General features: G+C 60.5%; 17 protein-coding genes and 2 pseudogenes. 6 read left to right on the top strand and 13 right to left on the bottom strand.

Annotation, left to right across the window (positions count from 1 at the left end; genetic code table 11):
- Positions 1-79: 79 nt before the first annotated feature.
- Entirely contained in the window at positions 80-1,648 is a 1,569-nt protein-coding gene (locus BPNPMPFG_RS41925; protein ID WP_258599172.1) for a recombinase family protein, read from the top strand.
- Positions 1,645-2,442 (top strand): plasmid partitioning protein RepB C-terminal domain-containing protein, encoded by a 798-nt coding sequence (locus BPNPMPFG_RS41920; protein ID WP_258599171.1) that lies wholly within the window; start codon positions 1,645-1,647, stop codon positions 2,440-2,442. Before BPNPMPFG_RS41925 ends, BPNPMPFG_RS41920 begins: the two co-directional genes overlap by 4 nt.
- Positions 2,443-2,512: 70 nt before the next feature.
- Here BPNPMPFG_RS41920 and BPNPMPFG_RS41915 read toward each other — a convergent pair whose 3' ends face one another.
- Complete coding sequence (locus BPNPMPFG_RS41915; protein WP_258599170.1) at positions 2,513-3,232, bottom strand: acyltransferase family protein; 720 nt, start codon at positions 3,230-3,232, stop codon at positions 2,513-2,515.
- An 83-nt stretch (positions 3,233-3,315) separates the two neighbouring features.
- On the opposite strand from BPNPMPFG_RS41915, the gene BPNPMPFG_RS41910 reads away from it, so the two are divergent.
- Both BPNPMPFG_RS41910 and BPNPMPFG_RS41905 read left to right on the top strand, forming a co-directional pair.
- Entirely contained in the window at positions 3,316-3,759 is a 444-nt protein-coding gene (locus BPNPMPFG_RS41910; RefSeq protein WP_258599169.1) for an IS630 transposase-related protein, read from the top strand.
- Positions 3,690-4,265: an IS630 family transposase gene (locus BPNPMPFG_RS41905; protein WP_258592110.1), complete on the top strand. Its 576-nt coding sequence runs from the start codon at positions 3,690-3,692 to the stop codon at positions 4,263-4,265. Before BPNPMPFG_RS41910 ends, BPNPMPFG_RS41905 begins: the two co-directional genes overlap by 70 nt.
- On the opposite strand, the gene BPNPMPFG_RS41900 is transcribed toward BPNPMPFG_RS41905, so the two are convergent.
- From BPNPMPFG_RS41900 to BPNPMPFG_RS41890, 3 genes are all read right to left on the bottom strand, one after another.
- Positions 4,237-4,641, bottom strand: coding sequence for an acyltransferase family protein (locus tag BPNPMPFG_RS41900; RefSeq protein WP_258599168.1), 405 nt, complete (start codon positions 4,639-4,641; stop codon positions 4,237-4,239). The two genes, BPNPMPFG_RS41905 and BPNPMPFG_RS41900, sit on opposite strands and share 29 nt — an antisense overlap.
- A 282-nt stretch (positions 4,642-4,923) precedes the next feature.
- Complete coding sequence (locus tag BPNPMPFG_RS41895; protein ID WP_258599167.1) at positions 4,924-5,661, bottom strand: hypothetical protein; 738 nt, start codon at positions 5,659-5,661, stop codon at positions 4,924-4,926.
- A 187-nt stretch (positions 5,662-5,848) separates the two neighbouring features.
- The gene (locus tag BPNPMPFG_RS41890) at positions 5,849-6,070 is read right to left on the bottom strand and encodes a DUF768 domain-containing protein (RefSeq protein WP_258599165.1); all 222 of its coding nucleotides are present in this window, start codon (positions 6,068-6,070) and stop codon (positions 5,849-5,851) included.
- Positions 6,071-6,182: 112 nt separating this feature from the next.
- Between BPNPMPFG_RS41890 and BPNPMPFG_RS41885 the strand changes: the two genes are divergently transcribed.
- Positions 6,183-6,368, top strand: coding sequence for a hypothetical protein (locus tag BPNPMPFG_RS41885; protein WP_258599163.1), 186 nt, complete (start codon positions 6,183-6,185; stop codon positions 6,366-6,368).
- Positions 6,369-6,527: 159 nt separating this feature from the next.
- Here the strand turns inward: BPNPMPFG_RS41885 and BPNPMPFG_RS41880 are convergent, their stop codons facing one another.
- The 9 genes and pseudogenes from BPNPMPFG_RS41880 to BPNPMPFG_RS41835 form a co-directional block, all read right to left on the bottom strand.
- Positions 6,528-7,211: a hypothetical protein gene (locus BPNPMPFG_RS41880; protein ID WP_258599162.1), complete on the bottom strand. Its 684-nt coding sequence runs from the start codon at positions 7,209-7,211 to the stop codon at positions 6,528-6,530.
- 690 nt (positions 7,212-7,901) lie between these two features.
- The gene (locus tag BPNPMPFG_RS41875; RefSeq protein ID WP_258599161.1) at positions 7,902-8,129 is read right to left on the bottom strand and encodes a hypothetical protein; all 228 of its coding nucleotides are present in this window, start codon (positions 8,127-8,129) and stop codon (positions 7,902-7,904) included.
- 189 nt (positions 8,130-8,318) lie between these two features.
- On the bottom strand, positions 8,319-10,196 hold the full coding sequence (locus tag BPNPMPFG_RS41870; RefSeq protein ID WP_258599159.1) for a polysaccharide biosynthesis protein: 1,878 nt from the start codon (positions 10,194-10,196) through the stop codon (positions 8,319-8,321).
- Between the two features lie 245 nt (positions 10,197-10,441).
- Positions 10,442-10,549 (bottom strand): annotated as a pseudogene (locus tag BPNPMPFG_RS41865) (ATP-dependent DNA ligase); the annotation flags it as partial.
- 230 nt (positions 10,550-10,779) lie between these two features.
- A pseudogene (locus tag BPNPMPFG_RS43585) lies at positions 10,780-11,450 on the bottom strand (transaldolase family protein).
- 154 nt (positions 11,451-11,604) lie between these two features.
- A complete protein-coding gene (locus BPNPMPFG_RS41850) occupies positions 11,605-12,366 on the bottom strand; it encodes a glutamine amidotransferase (protein ID WP_258599505.1) in 762 nt (253 codons plus the stop codon).
- A gap of 91 nt (positions 12,367-12,457) precedes the next feature.
- Entirely contained in the window at positions 12,458-13,459 is a 1,002-nt protein-coding gene (locus BPNPMPFG_RS41845; RefSeq protein ID WP_258599503.1) for a rhamnose ABC transporter substrate-binding protein, read from the bottom strand.
- A gap of 47 nt (positions 13,460-13,506) precedes the next feature.
- Complete coding sequence (locus BPNPMPFG_RS41840; RefSeq protein ID WP_258599501.1) at positions 13,507-14,496, bottom strand: ABC transporter permease; 990 nt, start codon at positions 14,494-14,496, stop codon at positions 13,507-13,509.
- On the bottom strand, positions 14,493-17,060 hold the full coding sequence (locus BPNPMPFG_RS41835; RefSeq protein ID WP_413776984.1) for an ATP-binding cassette domain-containing protein: 2,568 nt from the start codon (positions 17,058-17,060) through the stop codon (positions 14,493-14,495). The genes BPNPMPFG_RS41840 and BPNPMPFG_RS41835 overlap by 4 nt, the downstream gene beginning before the upstream one ends.
- Before the next feature lie 199 nt (positions 17,061-17,259).
- Here BPNPMPFG_RS41835 and BPNPMPFG_RS41830 point away from each other — a divergent pair, with 199 nt between their 5' ends.
- Complete coding sequence (locus tag BPNPMPFG_RS41830) at positions 17,260-18,510, top strand: ROK family transcriptional regulator (protein WP_258599499.1); 1,251 nt, start codon at positions 17,260-17,262, stop codon at positions 18,508-18,510.
- The last annotated feature ends 54 nt before the right edge of the window (positions 18,511-18,564 follow it).

Genomic DNA, 18,564 nt, shown 5'->3' with positions numbered 1-18,564 from the left:
TGTCCATAAATCCGTAACCAAACGGCAGGCGGAATCTCGATAGATTGTCGGCTAAAACTTTGTGCTGGCACGAAAAACGATGGACAGAGATCCTGGCGTTCTGAAGGCTTCCGCATCCAAGCCAAAAATCCGCGCGGCGCAGTATCTAAGGATGTCGACCGACCTCCAGACTTATTCCATAGAGAACCAGAAAGATGCGATCAGCGACTATGCCGACATCATGGGCTACGACATCGTCGCTACCTATGAGGACGCAGGTAAAAGCGGCCTGCAGATAAACGGGCGCGCTGGGCTGCAACGCCTGCTGGCGGACATAGAAGCAAAGCGTGCTGATTTCGAAACGGTCATTGTCTACGATGTGAGCCGTTGGGGCCGTTTTCAGAACATCGATGAAAGCGCCTCCTACGAATACCGATGCCAGATGGCCGGTGTGAGGATCGAGTTTTGCGCCGAGCAATTTGCGAATGATGGCAGCATTGGGTCAGATATGCTCAAGGTCATCAAACGCAGTATGGCCGCCGAGGCGAGCCGCATGCTGTCGCAGAAGGTCTTCATCGGTCAAAGCCGAATAGTCAAGATGGGCTTCCGAGGAGGCGGATACGCAGGATACGGCTTTCGGCGCCTGCTGGTAGATGCATCACGGAAGCCGAAAGCCATCCTCAAGCCGAGGGAGTGGAAGAGCCTGGTAACGGATCGGGTAATCCTTGTGCCTGGGCCGGCGGAAGAGATTGCAATCGTCCGTTGGATATTCAAGCAGTTTGTAAAGGGCAAGCTGGAGGTCGAAATCGCAAGAGCATTGAACGAGCGGGGCGTGGTCACAGACCTGAACCGTCCGTGGACGACCGCTTCGGTGCGTGGGATCGTGACCAACGAGCAATACATTGGCAACAATGTATGGAACCGGACATCCGAGAGGCTGCACCGCAAGCGGGTGAGAAATCCTCCGAGCGAATGGATTCGCGCCGAGAATGTGTCCGAGCTGCTGGTGAGCCGAAGGCTTTTCAACCGCGCGCAAGCTGTCGCAAAGGCACGACCTGTGCGCATCAGCAACGACCAGATGCTAGTAGACCTTTCCAATCTTCTCGAAAAGCGAGGCTGGTTATCGGGCTCGATCATCAACGCTGACCCAGGCTGCTCGACGAAACGCCTTTATATCCATCGCTTTGGAAGCCTTCAGGCGGCTTATAGGCTGGTCGGATTTGAGGCCTCGCTGAATTACCGGCATTTCAACATCAACAACGAGCTTCATCGGCGCCGGCTGGAGATCATCAAGAACCTTGTGGCCACGATCGGCCAGGCTGGCGGGCTTGCTCACTATGACCCCAAGACCGATCTTGTCAGCGTCAATGAGGAATTCACCATCGCGATATCGATAGCGCGCTGCCGCCCCTCGACTTACGGATATCCCCATTGGCCATTCCACAAACGGCAGCGGGCGGATCCCGAAGTGTCGGTTTTGATCAGGATGAAGCCTGATAATGTTACGGTTCGCGACTATGTGATCGCCCCAGCATCGGAGGCGCAACGCGCAGCGCCTATGCTCTCCCCAAACAACGGTGTGCGCCTTGATGCCTTCCTTTTCCAGTCGCTGGATCCTTTGGTGGAGATGGCAAGGCGGGCGCCGCTCGAGGGGAGCCCATGGGGATGACCCAAGCCGAAGGCTATCCCATTCTAATGAGCAACCGACACGCAATCCATCTGACCGGCGATTTACGGGAGTCCGCGAAACAGCTTCATTCATACGTGTTTCTGAAGACCTACAAATGCCAGAGCGAACGAATGCGGCGCTTCATCCGCGAGGCGAATGCGTCGCGAGAGCGCCTGGAGAGCATCGCTGACGGCCTCCACCCGCCGCTGGTTCTTGACGCTTTTCGCGCGCTGTTGAAGGCGGAGGGCTTTGCGACGATGCCACGGGCACTGGCGGATAGAATTCTGGGCGAGCGGCCGACTGCACCCATTGCCAAGAGCCACGCCGCAGCCGCGAGCCAGCAGCTTGTCGGAGGGATTTGCGCGGAAGTCCTCGACCTTTTGCAAGATTGCGTCGTGCCGCCGAAAATGTTCGGCCTGCTGCGGAAAGTGGCACCAAGCCGGCAGGTCAGGATAACACAGCTGATGATCGCGTTGAAAAGGGTGAAGCTCGATTGCGCAAGGGTCTTCATCGCACTCACGCCGCAGTCACAACTCGCAGACCCTTCGACCCTCCGGAAGCAGTTCGTAGGCATCAGTGCTGCCCAGCTGGCGGCGATGGAAACCGAGTTTGCCCAATTGAGCGACCAGTTTCTGATCACGGCTGAGCGCCACGGGTTGTGGAACCTCGAATATGTGACGGCACGAGGGTACCTCAGCCGGCTGATGGATAGCCCCAAGGCTGTACGGTACCTGGCTCATCATTTTCCAAAGCAACTCGCTCAATTCCAAGGGGTCTTGCCGCAGCCGGCGTGAGCAGGCGCCTCACTGGTTCTGCTTCGCGCACCGCGGCGACGGCGAGCGCTACCTTTTGGGGAGATGGCGATTAAGCTCGGCAACAGCAGGCGCGATAGGCGGCTTCTTTTTCTCGACCGGCAAGCGAGGCCACCAATCCGGATTTGTTGATGCGGCGCTCGATCTGGTAAAAGCTGACGAAGCTAACGGGGATCACAACCACGAAGAGGGAAAGCCACAAGACCCACTCGTTTACTTTTCCGGTGAGGCCCAATTGCACATAACAGGCGGCCATTATCGCGAACAAAAGCTGATGCCACAGATAAAGCGAGTAGGATGCGTCCCCGAGGCGAATCCATGCCTTTGAAAATGTCCACATCTGCCTCATCTCGATGGCGAAGAGCCCATAGACAATGAAACCGCTCGGCAGGCCAAAACACACAGTTCGCCACATCGGAGGGAGTGCCCAGGCGGCGTTGGGATCATTGAGATGGTAGTAAACCGCCCCTGCGAACAGTCCGCAAACTCCAATGGCGAGCGAGGTTACCGCGTACTCCGAGAACTTCCTTTCGGCCAGGAAGGCGACGGCGATACCGAAAGCGAACTCCAACACGATCGGCGGCATGAAGACAGACGGCGTGTAGATTCCGGCCGCCCATACGTAGACTACACCGGAGAACCAGAGCGTTAAAACAGCCACAATGCGACGCGGGAACAGCAGAATTCCCAAGGTACACATGGTGTAGAAAACCATCTCGTATTGCAGGGTCCAAGCCGCCAGAATTCGGTTGTTCGGCTGGTCAATGAGCAAAGCTAAAGCGTGTCGCGATTTAAGGGATTCAGGATTCCCATAGATTTGAGTTCGTGATTCATTGCGGCTGAAAGGAGACCGCGATGGGCAAGCCGCTACCGCTTGAGTTGCGTCGGCGTGTTGTTGCGTATGTCGATGAGGGACATGGTCACCGCGAGGCTGCGCGCCATTTCCGCGTTTCGCCTCGCTTTGTGAACAATCTGATCAACCTGCGGCGGCAGACCGGTTCGCTTGAAGCGCGTCGGCAGGGCCATGTGGGCGGCGGCAAGCTTGAGCCGCATGCCGAGTTTGTCCGCTCGCGGTTGGCCGAGACCGGCGAACTGACGCTAGATGAGCTTTGCGTCGAGCTGGAGGTGCGCGGGGTGAGCGTGCACCGCTCCAATGTCGGTCGCCTGCTCAATCGCCTTGGGCTCAGTCATAAAAAACTCTACTGGCCAGCGAGCAGCAGCGGGCCGACGTGCGCCAGGCGCGTGAACTGTGGATCGGGCGGCGAAAGCGCTTCTTCAACAAGGCTTTGGCGCGGCTGATCTTCATCGATGAGACGTCGACCAATACCAAACTGACCAAACGCACCGGCTGGGCGCCGAAGGGCGAGCGCTTCAGGACGCATGCGCCATTCGGCAAATGGCAGACGCAGACCTTCATCGCCGGGCTGCGATGTCACGGTCTTGTCGCGCCGTGGATCGTCAACGCGCCGATGAATGCCGCCATCTTCGAACGCTACGTCGAAACGCAGCTCGCTCCCGAACTGTCGCCCGGCGATGTCGTCATTCTCGATAATGTCGGCTTCCACAAGAACGAGCGCGCTGCCCAACTGGTTCGCCAAAGGGGCGCATGGCTCCTGTTCCTGCCGCCATACTCACCCGATCTCAATCCGATCGAGATGGCCTACTCAAAACTCAAGGCGCGGCTGCGAAAGAAGGCGGCCAGAACTTTCGATGCCCTCTGCGACGCTCTCGGCGATATCTGCCACCTGTTCGAGCCAGCCGAATGCAGAAACTTCTTCAAGGCTGCCGGATATGAGGCCAATTAATCGCGACACGCTTTAGCTTCCACCAAGGTTGCTGCGCCATCCCCGCCGGGGAGAGGTCTGCCCACGTCATTGCCAGCGTGGCGATTGCAAACGCGATCCAGTAGACAGGATAAATCCGAAACACGCGCCGCACGACGAACTCTCGTAAGGCTCGCAACATCCCTGTGCTCTCGGCGCCTTTCCCCAATCGGTCTGCGGACAAGAAGACGACGAAGCCAGAAATCACAAAGAACAGATCGACGCCAGCTGGCCCGATAGCGCCAACGAAGACCGGAGACCAGTGAGCCCGCATCGGCACGAGAGGCCAAAAAGAGTGCGAGAACACCACCATCAAAGCCGCGATGGCGCGAAGACCCTGAATGTTCTTGTAAATCATTTGCGGAGTGGGATATCAGCCCTCCGTTGACGCGGCAATCATCAATCCCAGCTGATGTCGCCAATCCGAGCAAACTTGTTTGTCGAGTCGACGCCGTAGATATTACCTACGCCGGCCGCCGTGAGAGAGCCGGCATTTGCGGTCGAGACGGGCTGTTCTGAAAGCTGATCGACCGGAATGAGGTTCTGCGAGCCACAACGAAGAGCCCCGCCAGGTCGAAGCCAGCGGGGCGAATGTGAGGGTGGTGAGTAAATTGCGGGTCGCGAGTGAGATCGCCGCCGACTACTGCGGTTGCTTTTCGTTCTCAGCGGCGCGGAAGCCCGAGGCGGTTGCATCGGACTCGCAGATGTAGGCGCCCTTTTTTGTGTTCCCGTAGTTCCTGCTCCCGGCGAAGTGGAAAATCTTCGACTTCAGGTTCACCCACACCACAATGCCGGCCGGGCAACGAGCTTTCGCCTGCCCCTCGGTCGCGAACTGGTTGGCACCCGTCGGTGTGGCGGTTGCAGATGGTGCCGGCGCGTTCTTGGGCCGAGTTGTGGTGGTGGCCGGTGCCGTCGTTGTGGTTGGCGCCGGCTTCGAGGGCGTCGGGGTTGTGGTTGTGCTCTGCACGCCGGGAATCACTTCGGTTCCGGCTCGGCACGCAGCAACGAATTCCTTCTTGGTTTCGCCAGATCCTTTGATCGCGTCCTTGTTGGCTGCGTACTCAGCATCGCAGGCTTTTGCCGTTTTCACGGTCCCGGCCGCAGCCGCGTTGTTGGTCGACGCCGGAGCCGTTTTCTTGGCGGGAGCAGCTGTGGTGGCCGGCGCTATGCCGCCAGGGATGACCTCGGTGCCCGCGCGGCACGCTGCAATGAAATCCGCTTTCTTCTCACCAGAGCTCTGAATGGCGGGTTTGTTGGCAGCGTATTCGGCATTGCATTCTTTGGCGGTCTTGGTCGCAGCCGTTGCCGCGCTCGGCGCAAGCGCCAGAATGGCCGCAACAGTTGCAATTGAAAACATAGGGGCAAACTGCAATCGCATCGCAAACTCTCCCGTTCCATCGGGGGTTCGAGGCCCCCTATTAAGCTGCCGAAACGCAAAGGGTCAGCTGCTCGCCACAGCTATAGCTAACTGGATTGGCCTGAGCGACTTACGGATTCGTAAACAACTGGAACGGCCGCCGATGGTGCTTTTCACCAATGGCGACGTGCCGGATATGGAATAGCGCTTATTCCGCGACACCAGCATCATGATGGACGATTGCGTCCAAGACGGTTTCGTAGACGCTGCCGGTGTCTTCCTCGATCTCGGCGCTGCTGATGCCGATCGCCTTGGCGTCGGTGAACAATTTCTGGATCGCCTCGGCAACCGAGATGACATCGGCGCCGACGATGCCCGACAGATTGTTGCTCAGCCATTGGTCGAGGAAGTTGGTGCCGCGCGTGCTCATCGAGCCATAAGCTCGCCGAGGCTACGGTTCCAGGCAGGAGTTTTGCTGAAACGGTTCCGGAACCTTTAGCGCGGCCGCGTGTTCGATCCGCTGGCGCACGGGAGGAACTACCTTGGCGGTAAAAGAAAAGCAGCCTGCTTACGCGATCTACAGCCCGCCAACGAAGGGCTTGCCTTTCCTGGCGGTCGTTTTAGCACCTAATGGGACCGTGACTGCAAAGCAGTTCTCTACTGCTGACGAGGCCTCGGATTACAACAGCCGCTTGGCCAAGTCGCGCCATGGAGGAACCACGCATTGACTGTTCAGCAGCACGGATCTCATTCCGAGGGCGCTTGCATCCGTACAGAAAGCCCCGATGCAGTATGCTCCGCAGCGGGGCTGCCTTGGGAGGACTGGTGAGGGGAGTTGTGCCAGTCGCCACCAAAATGATTGACCGCGAACTTTGTCTCGCAGCTTCCTAACGGCGCGCGATCAGCAGGCACAACTGGCGCAAGTCGCGATCATACGAACCCGAGTTGCCGAGTACGTCGGCGCAACGCTTCTTCATCCGCGCAAGTTGGCTGTCCGACATCTGGGCGACCGTTGCCGGCAGACGGCTGGGGTTGCTCGGATTGGCTGGGTTGCTGGTAGTTGACGGATTGATGCCTCCCACGCCCACGCCCGGGCCGACGCCAACGCCTACCCCGTTTGTTCCGCCGACCGTGGCACCGAGCCCGGCGTTAACGCCGTTTGTTCCGCCAACGGAGGCGCCAGCGTTAACACCATTCGCGCCGCCAACGGCAGCACCAAGCCCGGCGCTGACGCCATTGGACCCGCCGACATTGGCACCTGCGCCGGCATTGACGCCATTGCTACCGCCAACAGAGGCGCCCAGACCGGCACTGACACCGTTGGAGCCGCCTACATTCGTGCCAGCACCAGCATTCACGCCGCCGTTGCCGCCTATGGAAGCACCTGCCCCGACGCCGATGCCGCCGCTACCGCCAACGGAGGCTCCAACGCCAGCGTTTACTCCACTAGCGCCGCCAACTGATGCGCCGGCGCCGACGCCAATACCAGCCGCGCCAGCCGGGAAAGATAATGCAATTGCCAATACGCTGCCGGCCAAAGTCTTGACCAGACTTTTGTTCAGGGAATACATGCGATTCTCCTTGGTTGCCTTTAACAGCCGTGAGTGACTGTACAAGACCAACTTGCGAGCGGCATATTAGACGCAGCTGCTAAAACCATATTCGGTAAGATGGTTTTCTAGGCCTCAAGGCGCAGCGCAGAATTTGATTCAAATTCCGAGAAAAAAGGCCTGCCAGACCGATACGGGCGGGCGAGGGTCTGGATGGCCACGAATCAACCCAGCATGGATCAACGAGCGGCGAAGGGGGTTGGTTGCAATTGCGATTGCGGGCCGCCAGCCAGAAGCCGATCTCCATATAGAGAAGGACCGCGAAGGGGTTTATCAACACCCGAATGCAGTTGCATTACCACGACTGAAACAATAAAGCCCGCCGGCCGGAGCCAGCGGGGCGAATGTGGGCTTGGTGAGTAAATGCGGGTCGCGAGTGATCGCCGCCGACTACGGGGTTGCTTTTCGTTCTCAGCGGCGCGGAAACCCGAGGCGGTTGCATCAGACTCGCAGATGTAGGCGCCCTTTTTTTTGTGTTCCCGTAGCTCCTGCTCCCAGCAATCGCCGCAGCGATGGAAACCGGCGTCATCTTCGCCTGGTCGTCAAGCCAATGACCGATGGCCAAGACCACATCAGCATCAATGTTTCGAGGCAGTTCCCGCATTGCTTCCCCCACCGGAAATATTGCGCGGCGGGAGCCCGCTGGCAAGCCTAACTCTTGCTGACCCCGGCTTCGTCGACCTCCGCTTCCATCTGGTCACTCACAGGCTTGGCCTTGCCAGTGCCGGCGATCGGCACGCCATCAAAGCCCTGCAGCCATGCGTCGGCAAATTCCTGCCAGTATTCGGGCACGCCCCGCTCTTTGCCGTCCTTGCGCGCCTGTGCGCCATACATCCACGCGTAGGTGACGCGCTCCTGGTCCTTCTTAGCCACGGCCATTGTCGTCTTCCTCTCGAAAATCCTACAGCGAAGCGTGCCGCAAATTCTCTTCGCCGCGCAAGTGCTTCACGCGGCCGATCAGGCCCGGCTTGACCCATTGCGCACGATCCGACCGATACGCTGGGCGAGGCGTTCGGCTTCAGGAAATTGAGCGCGATAAACCGTCCTTACCGCTATGTCGCCAGGGGATCAGTGCTTGCCCGAGTCCTCCCCGCTCATCAGCAGGTGAATCTCGCTCCCCGGAGTAAACTCCCCGACGGTCGATTTCAGAAGCCGTAGGGCACCGGGCAAATCTTGGGCGTCGATCCTGCGCTTCATTTCGTCGAAGATGCGCACGATCAGCGCTCCCTCGATCGACCGTGGAGATGCGGCCAGGATCCCCGACGCACCGGTCCCCCTCAAGGTTTCCTTGTTGTCGAAGAGTTCCTCGTAAAGCTTTTCCCCAGGCCGAAGCCCGGTATAGACTATCTGAATGTCGGTGTCCGGGCGGTGCCCCGAGAGACGGATGAGATTTCGAGCAAGATCCACGATCTTCACCGGCGAGCCCATGTCTAGAACGTAGATTTGGCCGCGCTCCTGTTGCCGCTCCCGGCTATGCGCCGCCGCCTGCAGGACGAGGAGGCAGGCTTCCGAAATTGTCATGAAAAAGCGTTCCATTTCCGGATGGGTAACTGTCACAGGGCCGCCGGCCCTGATCTGCTTCTCGAACAGCGGGACCACGGATCCGGCCGAGCCTAGGACGTTGCCGAACCGAACGGTGACGAAACGTGTGCCGTTGACCGCCGAGTCCAGATCCATCGCCTGGCAGAACATCTCCGCCATCCGCTTGGTCGCGCCCATAACGCTAGAGGGATTCACAGCCTTGTCGGTCGACACCATAATCATCGTTGAGACGTTGGCACGAAGCGCGGCCTCAGCGACATTACGCGTCCCGATCGCGTTGGTGAAAAGGCCTTCAAGCGGCTGAGCCTCAACGATCGGCACATGCTTGAGTGCTGCTGCGTGGAAGAGCACGTCGGGCCTATGGCCGGCAACGATTCTGTTGACGGCGTCCTTTTCGCGCACGTTGCAGAGGGCAGCATGCAACTCGAGGCTCGGGCGGATGCCAGCGAGTTCAGTCTCGATAGAGTAAAGAAGGTGCTCGCTGGCGTCCACGAGAATGAGGCCGCGTGGGTTCAGGGCCGCAACCTGTCGTGCCAGCTCGGATCCAATCGAACCGCCCGCGCCGGTGATCATGACGGTCCTGCCCTCGATCATCGAGGCGATCTTGAGCGCATCAAGTCTAACGGGCGGCCGATGCAGCAGATCTTCCAACTTGATCGGACGCGGCTCAATTTCAGCATCGATGCTTTGCATATCGAGAAGGTTCGGTAGCTTCAGGATTTCGACTTTCTGCTGTGCCGCAATCTCAACCAACGCCTCGATGCTGGCGTGCCGTTGATAATCCTCGCGGGAACGCGTCAGGATGAGCGCTTCGGGTCGCCGCCCCTGTGCCTCAAATCGATCGAGGATCTGCGGCAGTCTTTCCAGCGGACCCAACACTGGAACCCCGCGAATAGAACGTCCGGTCCTGCGACTCCGTTCGTCGATTATCGCAAGGATATTGAATGACGCATTATTTCTCTCCTTAGTGGCCCTCAGGAAGGCGTCGGCGTTGTCGGTGGCTCCAACCAGCAGCACGAACTTACAGGTGCCGCGATCGAACAAGCGACCGGTGTCGTGGCGATTACGATAGAGCCGATATGCGGCACGCGGCCCGGCTAGCAACAGGATCAGGAAGGCCCAGGCGATCAAGATCGAAGAGCGGGGAATCGAGCCCAGTCGATACAGCAGGAATTGGGCCACTGTGAAACTAGCGACGGACGCGCTAGCAGCATAGGTGATTGCTAGGAGATCCGAGAGCGACGCATAGCGCCAAATACCACGGTTCAGGCCAAACAAGAAACCGACGCCGCTGACAATAAGCCCGAATAGAGCCGCCGCACCAAGGAAATACGTCAGGCTTTGAACGACAATATCGAAATCAAACCTCAAAACGAGCGAAAGCAACATCGCGACAGCACCCATTATGCCGTCGTGAGCCAACGCCAAGCCCCGCAATACTAGCGGCCGAGAAATCCTCCAAGACCGAGTAGTATTGTCTCCGGTATCAACACGCTCTCGCCGTTTGCGTTCTGCCGCAGACACTAGTGTAGACCTTTAATAAAAGGGGCGATCATTCGCCGACGTCCAATTTCCAAACAGCCAAGGCTCGGTCGCTCGGAGTCGCAGTATAGGGCTCTGGCGCTGACATGTGCCAGCAACTTCTGATAGATCTGGGATCGGTAGCCGTCGAACTTGACCTCGTGAATCCAGTCGTCGCCTTCGGGAGGCTGCTCGACAAGGGTTGGCATCAAGGGCGCGACGAATTTCAAACGCATGCACGGAACCCACCCAAACCGCGATTCAATTAGCTTGCGCTGAATTGGTTCCCAAAACGCAAAAAGCCCGCCCCAGCGTGAGCCGAGACGGGCGGATCATATTGCTGGCGTCGGGAAAATGGTCACGCAGGCCACGGCACAGCGAGAGTGCGGGCGATGACCAGATCAGGAGGATGGAGCTTTGGCATGGTTTCGCTCCTGTTTGCCGGGGACCGCCGGCGCGGTGTTGGTCATCCGCCTCGCAGCATCCGCCAGATGTCATGCCAATACGCAGTGACAAGGGATGCCAGCGCGGCGGCGGCCATGCCGGTTACACCAAGGGCGCCGAGCCCCATGAGCTTCCACCGCGTGACTTCGGCGGTGACTTCCTTCACGGTCGTCATGTCGGCATTGAGCTTGCTGACGGCGGTTTCGGTGGCAGTGACCCTCTCGTTGCGGGTTGCGTGATTACCAAGCCAGATGGCGAGATAAAGACATTTCAACTCCAAGCCGTCGATGCCCATATCATCGATGCGGCCGACGAATGGCGAGATGAAGGAAGCGCCGGCCTTGGCCGCCAGCAGCGCCTGGTTGGCCGAAAAGCACAGCGTGACGTTGACCATGCGGTGCGGATCGTCTTGCAGGCCCTCAGGCCGTCCAGGGTCAGCGGCACCTTGATGCAGACATTGTCGGCGATCTTTGCCAGCACCCTGGCCTGTTCCATCATCTCGGAATATTCGGTGGCGGTGACTTCAGCCGATACCGGGCCCTTGACGATGTCGCAGATCTGTCTGGTGACCTCGGCAATCTTGCCGCCGGATTTCAGGATCAGCGACGGATTGGTGGTAACGCCATCGAGCAGCCCCAGATCATTGAGCTCACGGATGTCCTTGACATCGGCCGTGTCGACAAAAAATTTCATGGCGGTCTCCTGCGTTTGCAATTGATGTTGAGGTGGTTTTGACCAGTGCCGCTTCGCGCCAAACAAGCGTTTCGTTTCGCCGAAAGCCCGGAGGGAGGCCGGGGTAACGACACTGGTCAAACTTGGCATCCAGCCCAGGAAATCCCGGGACTTCCTATTCTTTACCGGCGAGCCAACGGATGATGTTCGCCATCAGTTTTCCGTAGAGCGGCCATCCTAGGAAATCCTGCGACAGCCAGTGCGGGCCGATATCGGTCGCCCAGGCCACAGTGCGGCCGTGGCCATGGTTGCGGACGGCAAGAAGCGGCCAATCCGCGCCGCGATGGTGGCAGGTCGCCAGAAGCCGGGACGAACCGTCACTCCTGAAATCCAGCTTGTTCATGCCGAGGATCGGTGGCAATGGCCCCGGCACGCCGGCAAAGATCGGATGCGACGGCTGCAGGATCAAGGCCTGCAGGCCTTGCGGCACCTCCATGCCGTCGCTGAACGGCAGGCAGCGCACGGGCAACACATCCTCGACCGGGGTGTCATAGAACCGCGCCGTCCCGAACATGCCTTGAAAGCCCATATAGCCGCCCGCCAGCATCAATCCGCCACCAGCTTCGACATAGGCCTTGAGCATTTCGAGGCGGTTGACGCCGACACGGCCGGCGCGGGCATCCGGTGTCACCAGCAAGGTCAGCGCGCCGACATCGGAGATCACCACGGCCTGGTACTGGGCGAGCGCATCGAGATCGAACGGAAACTCGGCACCACAGCGATCGCCGCCGATCTGTGTGACCGCGATGCCCTCACCGGCGAGCGCGGCGTTGAAGGCCGTTGCACCATTTGTCGATGTCGCACTTGTCAGCACATCGCCCCCGACGGCGACCGAGGTCGTTGCCGCGAAGGTTTCGCCTGCAAGCAACATTTTCATTGCCGCCCCCACATTGTTCGACTGAAAGAAGCGAGTTGAGAGGGGGGCACCGGCTGGAGCCGGCGCCCGCCGTGGTTTCAAGACCGCGGGATCAGAACTTGAACTCGGCCAGATTGTCGGGGGTGACGATCTTGGCCGGCCCCAGGATCAATTCACCACCGGCGCCGATCGTGTATTCGCCGAGCCGGCCGGCGGTGAACTTGTCGCCTTCCTTGCCGGTGATCTTGCACTGCGCCAGTGCCTGGGCGGCCTGGTAGGTCAGGTAGCCGAGATCGGAGACATTCCACCAGATGTCCTGGGCAGCGCCGTCCTTGATGTATTTCGAGATCAGCGTCGCCGGGGCCAGACCGGTCAGCTTGACCTTGCCGATCATGCCGGCTTCCTCCAATGCACGTGCCGCCGCCGGCAGGCCGATGCCGGCCGGAACGATGATCGCCTTGAGGTCGGGGAACGCCTGCACCAGCGCCAGCGCCTGCTGCTGGTTGATCTGCTCGCTCTCCTCGCCATAGGCGACCTGGACCAGCTTCATCTTGGCGAACTTCGGCTCGGCCGCCATCTTCTTCTTCATGAAGTCGATCCAGGCATTCTGGTTGGTTGCCGTCGGCGTCGACGACAGGATCGCGAACTCGCCCTCGCCGCCGGTCAGATTATAGGCGCTTTCCAGCATCATCTCGGCCAGGCTGTCGCCCTTGGCCTGGTTGATGAAGATCGAGCGGGCGTCACCCGCGACGTCGGAATCGTAGGACACGACCCTGACGCCCTGCTGTGCGGCACGCTTCAAGGCCGGCGCGACGGCATTGGCGTCATTGGCCGAAATCGCGATGACGCCGACCTTTTGCGAGACCAGGCTGTTGATGAAGTCGATCTGCGCTTCGGCAGTCGCTTGCGAGGGCGCGACCTGGATCGCCTTGCCGCCGATTTCCTTGGCGGCCTCCTCGGCGCCCTGCTGGGCGACCTTGAAGTAGGGATCGGTGTCGAGCTTGGGCAGGAAGCCGACCGTTACCGGTTCCTTGGCGCATTCCTGGCTGAGAGCCAGCGAGGTTGGCGCGAGCAGAACCGCGGATGCGAGCAGGGCTAATCTAAACGCTTTCATTGTGACTCCTCCGTCAAAAATTCGGGCTTGAAGGAAGGGGCCCGAGATCACCCCTTGGTCTCGCGCAGGACGCGCGATCTCGAGAGCCGCTCCTGTACGGAGCGCCAGTAATTGCCGACCAGCAGCGAGCCGATCAGAAGCATGCCAATGGTCATGCCCTGCGCGTCGCCGCCGATCTGGTTGAGCGCCAGCACGTTGCGGATGACAGCGATCAGGACCAGTGCCAGCATGACCCCGGTCAGGCGACCCTTGCCGCCAAAGACACTGACGCCGCCGAGCAGGACGATGGTGATGACGTCGAGCTCCATGCCGAGTGCATTGTTGGCGCGGGCATTGGACAGGCGCGCCGTGTAGACGATGCCGGCGATAGCGGCGACGACACCCGAGGCGGCGAACAGGTTCAGCACCATGCGGCGCGTGTTGATGCCGGAATAGCGCGCCACTTCGGGGCTGCCGCCGAGCGCGTAGATGCGCTTGCCGGTCGGCGTCTTCTGCAGCACCACCGCGAACACCGGCGCCAGCACCAGGAACGGCACGATGGTCCACGGTATCTCGGTACCAGGCAGATTGTTGATGCCGAAATCGACGACCGCGGGCGGCAGGATGTTGACCGAACCGGTGCCGAGCAGGATGTAGCCAATACCGCGATAGAGCGCCATCGTGCCGAGCGTCACCACCAGCGACTGCAGTCCGAGGCCCGAGACCAGATAGCCATTGAAGGTGCCGAGCAGGCCGCCGGCGACAAGCGTCAGCGGGATGGCCGCCAGTGTCGGCACGCCGGCCTGGACAAGCAGGCCGAAGACCACGGACGTAAGCGCCAGCACCGAGGCGATCGACAGGTCGATCTCGCGGGTGATGATGAGCAGCGTCATCGGCAGGATCAGCAGTGCCTTTTCCGAGGCGCTCGCGGCAAGTTGCGAGAGATTGAAGCCGGAGACGAAGTTCGGCACGAAGACCGCCGCGTAGAGGAAGACCGCAAGGCAAGCGGTCGCCAGCAAAAGGTCCCAGAAGTCGATCGAGCTCAGGAACTTTCTCATCTCGCCCTCGCCTGTCTTGCATGCTCCGCACGCCGCACGATCAAGGTGTCGATACCGATGGCGACCAGGATCACCAGGCCGTACACGCCCTGCAGCCACAACGGGTCGACTCGCACCAGCGTCAGCCCGTTCTTGATGACCAGCAAAGTGAGCGCGCCGAGGATGATGCCAAGCAATGTGCCCGATCCGCCGCGGATGGCGACGCCGCCGACCACCGCCGAAGCGATCACCGTGAGTTCGAAGCCGAGCGCAACACGGGCATCGATTGTGGCGTAGCGGGATGCCCAAAGCGCCCCGCACAGGCCGCCGAGCACGCCAGCCATGCCAAAGGCCAGGAGGATGCGCCGGTCAACGGGGATACCGATAAGGCGCGCGCCATCCGGATTGGATCCGGTGGCGTAAAGTTCGCGCCCGATGGCCGTGCGATAGAGCAGCACATAGCCGGCGCAGAGAATGACGATGGCGATGACGACGATCAGCGGCACGCCGGCGATCTTCAGGCCAGTCATGTCGAGCCAGGCTTGCGTGACCTCGTCGGCGCTGATCTGGTTGCCGGCCGCCCATAGTGAATTAAAGCCACGAAAGATCGACATCGAGCCCAGTGTGACGACGATGGCTGGGATCCTTCCCTTGGTGACGACAAGGCCGTTGAGCAGCCCGGCGACGCCGCCGACCGCGCAAGCGGTCGCCAGGCCGACGCCGATGTCGAGCCCTGGATAGGCTTGAACCATGCTGGCCGCCATGTAGGCTGAAAGGCCGATCACTGCGGCGATTGAAAGGTCGATGTTGCGGGTGATCAGCACCAGCATCTGGGCGAGTGCCGCCACGACCAGCAGCGCAGCGTCCATCGACACGGCGGTCAGGTTTGCCGCACTCACCATGCGCGGATTGATGATGGTAACCGGGATGGCGACCGCCAGCATCGCGGCGAGCAGCCCGAACTCCCGCCGCTTGAGGAAATCGAGCATTCCTTTTTTCTTCTCGTTGACGGCGACACGCTCCGCCTCCGCTGCCGGATCGACGCGATCGCTGGTCTTCGTCGCCGCCTCCAGCACTTTTTCCTGGGTGGCTTCGTCCCTGGCGAATTCGGCCGTCTGGTGTCCTTCGCGCAGAACGACGATGCGGTCGCACATGCCGATGAGCTCGGGCATTTCGGAGGAGATCAGGATGATCGCCATGCCTTGCGCGGCAAGGTCTGCGATCATCGCGTGCACTTCCGCCTTGGTGCCGACGTCGATGCCTTGCGTCGGCTCGTCGAGGATGAGGACGCGCGGCTCGGTGCGCAGCCATTTGGCCAGCACGACCTTCTGCTGGTTGCCACCGGACAGTTCCTTCACCGGCTGCCCGTAGCCGGAGAAGCGCAGGTTCATGCGCTTCAGCCAATCCGCGACCAGATCAATCGCGCGGTCAGTGCCGTAGAATCCGAAGTGAGCGGCCTTGTCGAGGACCGGCAGCACCGCATTGTCGAGGATGGAGAAATCCATCACCAGGCTCTGTCCCATGCGGTCTTCCGAGACATAGGCGATGCGCGCGTCCATGGCGTCGCGCGCCGATGCGAAGCGCACAGGTTGGCCGTCGATAAGAATTTCGCCGGCATCCGGCCGATCGATGCCGAATAGCACGCGCGCGATCTCGGTCCGCCCGCTGCCGACCAGGCCGCCAAGCCCGAGCACCTCTCCGGCGTGGAGCTTGAGGTCGATGTTGGAAAAGCCGCCGGCGCGCGAAAGCCCCCTCGCCTCCAGCACCAGCGCGCCGGTTGCGTGACGCCGTTCTGGATAGAGGTCGGTCACTTCGCGACCGACCATCATGCTGATGGCGGCGGCGCGACCGAGCTCTGCCTTCGGCTTGACGCCGATGAGGCGCCCGTCGCGCAGCACCGCGATACGGTCTGCGATGCGGAAGATTTCGTCCATGCGATGACCGACGAACATCATTGCCACGCCGTGCAGCCTCAGATCAGCGACGACGGTGAAAAGCCGCTCAACTTCGCGCTGCGAGAGGGCCGCCGTGGGCTCGTCCATGATCAGCACGCGCGCGTTGAGCGACAGAGCACGGGCGATCTCGACCAGTTGTTGTTCGGAGGTACGCAGCATTCCAAGCCGCGTTTCGGCGGGCACGTCGAGGCCGACTGTCGCCAGCACCTTGCGCGCGCCAACAAGCATCGCCGCGTTGTCGATGCCGCCGAAGCGGTCGCGCGGCATATGACCGAGATAGATGTTTTCCGCCACTGAAAGATCGGGGAACAGGCCGGGATGCTGGTGCATGACCGCAATGCCGGCGGCCTGGGCGTCGTGCGGGGAATGGAAAACCACAGGCTTGCCGTCGACTTCGACATGGCCGTCGGTTGGGGAGTGCACGCCGGCCAGCAGCTTCACGCAAGTGCTCTTGCCGGCGCCATTTTCCCCAAGCAGCGCCAACACCTCGCCGGAGCGCAATTCGAAGGACGCGTCCTTGAGGGCGATCGTGCCGCCGAAGGCCTTTGTCGCCTGAACCAGGGCAACAGGGACAGCCACGTCCCTACGCCCGGTGGCGTCGGCTTCGCCTAATGCGGTCAGCTGCAACACCTCTCCTCCCTGGCTTTAGTTATTTTTTCAATTTGCTATATTAAATAGGTGCGGGTCGCAATAGGAAAATTGACTTCCACGATCTGGGCGCGCACTGTCCCGTCACGCACAGGCGCTGCCGGAGTGCCTCGAGCGCAGCAGTTTCAAAGCTGTAAGCGGCCAGAGTGGCTCCGCGAGAAATAAATGGGAGGCGCCAGTTTTGTCTGGAAAAGGCAGCAATTCCGTCAAGGTTCGGCATTACAATGAGCGCTTCGTGCTCGATGCCATCCGCCGCCTGAAGGAGGCGTCCAAGTCCGATCTGGCACGCGTCGCAAATCTGACGCCGGCCGCAGTCGCCACCATTGTCGACGGGCTGGAGTCGTCTGGATTCGTAAAGCAAGTGGGAAAAAGGTTCGGGCAACGCGGATCTCCCTCCACTCTCTACAGGCTTACGCCGGAGCGGATCTACAGCGTCGGCATCAAGATCGGCCGGCGTGCGCTGGAAGCCGTGCTTGTAGACTTCGCCGGCGAGGTCCGCGCCCGCGAGTCGCACGAATATCGGTTTCCGGATCCCGATCTGGTGCTCAGGGCCGGAAATATGTCGCTCTCCAATTTCGACAAGGTGGTCGCCGGACTTGGCGATGCCAGCATCGTGGGCGTCGGCATCGCTTCGCCCTATTTCCTCGGCGGCTGGAGTGAGGAACTGGGCTTTCCCGACGACCTTGGCAGCCGCTGGGAGGCAATCGACCTGACAACATTCTTCACTACTCGGCCGAAGACGCCGGTCTTCGTCGAAAACGACGCGTCATCGGCAGCACTCGCCGAACTCATCCAGGGGGCCGGCGCGCGGTTTCGCGACTTCATGCATATTTCTATCGACACTTTCGTCGGCGGCGGGCTGGTGCAAGGCGGCAAGGTCCATACTGGTCCGCATGGCAACAGCGCCGCACTCGGACCATTGCCAGTCTCACCTTCAAGTCTTGATTCGGTAGCGGCCAAGCCGGCGCGCTACCAAAGCCTGCTGCATCGCGCTTCCATCTATGTGCTGGTCAATCATCTCAAGTCGCGCGGCGTCGAGATCAATCGTGTGCGGGAACTGGACCCTTTGCCGCCGGGGGCGCGCGAGCCACTGTTCGAATGGATCGACGATTGTGCGAACGCGCTGGTCGAGGCGATCATTGCCATCACCTCCGTCATCGACATCGAGGCGATAGTTCTCGACAGCATCCTGCCGCGGCCGATCCATCTCGAACTACTGGCAAGAGTGCAGACCCAGTTCAACCGGACCAGCGCGATCGGCATCGTCGCGCCGGAAATCGTTTCTGGACAATTCGGCCCCGAGGCCTCGCCGATCGGCGCGGCTATGTTGCCGTTCTCGGCACTGCTGGCCCCCGACAGCGGCGTGCTGATGATCGGCAAGGACAAAACGAAGCTTCTAGGCAGCCTGTCGGCGCTGGCCGGCCACGCCTGAATGCTCCTAACTCGAAAAAGGCGTCTCCACCAGAGGCACCATCCCCTCTTCTCC

Origin of the sequence: Mesorhizobium sp. AR07 (assembly GCF_024746815.1) — a bacterium.
Taxonomy (GTDB): Bacteria; Pseudomonadota; Alphaproteobacteria; order Rhizobiales; family Rhizobiaceae; genus Mesorhizobium.
This window is presented reverse-complemented; position numbering and strand designations above follow the sequence as displayed.

Excerpts from the sequence above, each read along its gene's own strand:
- BPNPMPFG_RS41850 (WP_258599505.1), bottom strand. The coding sequence starts at position 12,366 with ATGAAAATGTTGCTTGCAGGCGAAACCTTCGCGGCAACGACCTCGGTC.
- BPNPMPFG_RS41910 (WP_258599169.1), top strand. The coding sequence starts at position 3,316 with ATGGGCAAGCCGCTACCGCTTGAGTTGCGTCGGCGTGTTGTTGCGTAT.
- BPNPMPFG_RS41870 (WP_258599159.1), bottom strand. The coding sequence starts at position 10,196 with ATGGGTGCTGTCGCGATGTTGCTTTCGCTCGTTTTGAGGTTTGATTTC.
- BPNPMPFG_RS41925 (WP_258599172.1), top strand. The coding sequence starts at position 80 with ATGGACAGAGATCCTGGCGTTCTGAAGGCTTCCGCATCCAAGCCAAAA.
- BPNPMPFG_RS41895 (WP_258599167.1), bottom strand. The coding sequence starts at position 5,661 with ATGCGATTGCAGTTTGCCCCTATGTTTTCAATTGCAACTGTTGCGGCC.
- BPNPMPFG_RS41890 (WP_258599165.1), bottom strand. The coding sequence starts at position 6,070 with ATGAGCACGCGCGGCACCAACTTCCTCGACCAATGGCTGAGCAACAAT.
- BPNPMPFG_RS41845 (WP_258599503.1), bottom strand. The coding sequence starts at position 13,459 with ATGAAAGCGTTTAGATTAGCCCTGCTCGCATCCGCGGTTCTGCTCGCG.
- BPNPMPFG_RS41875 (WP_258599161.1), bottom strand. The coding sequence starts at position 8,129 with ATGGCCGTGGCTAAGAAGGACCAGGAGCGCGTCACCTACGCGTGGATG.
- BPNPMPFG_RS41920 (WP_258599171.1), top strand. The coding sequence starts at position 1,645 with ATGACCCAAGCCGAAGGCTATCCCATTCTAATGAGCAACCGACACGCA.
- BPNPMPFG_RS41880 (WP_258599162.1), bottom strand. The coding sequence starts at position 7,211 with ATGTATTCCCTGAACAAAAGTCTGGTCAAGACTTTGGCCGGCAGCGTA.
- BPNPMPFG_RS41840 (WP_258599501.1), bottom strand. The coding sequence starts at position 14,496 with ATGAGAAAGTTCCTGAGCTCGATCGACTTCTGGGACCTTTTGCTGGCG.
- BPNPMPFG_RS41900 (WP_258599168.1), bottom strand. The coding sequence starts at position 4,641 with ATGATTTACAAGAACATTCAGGGTCTTCGCGCCATCGCGGCTTTGATG.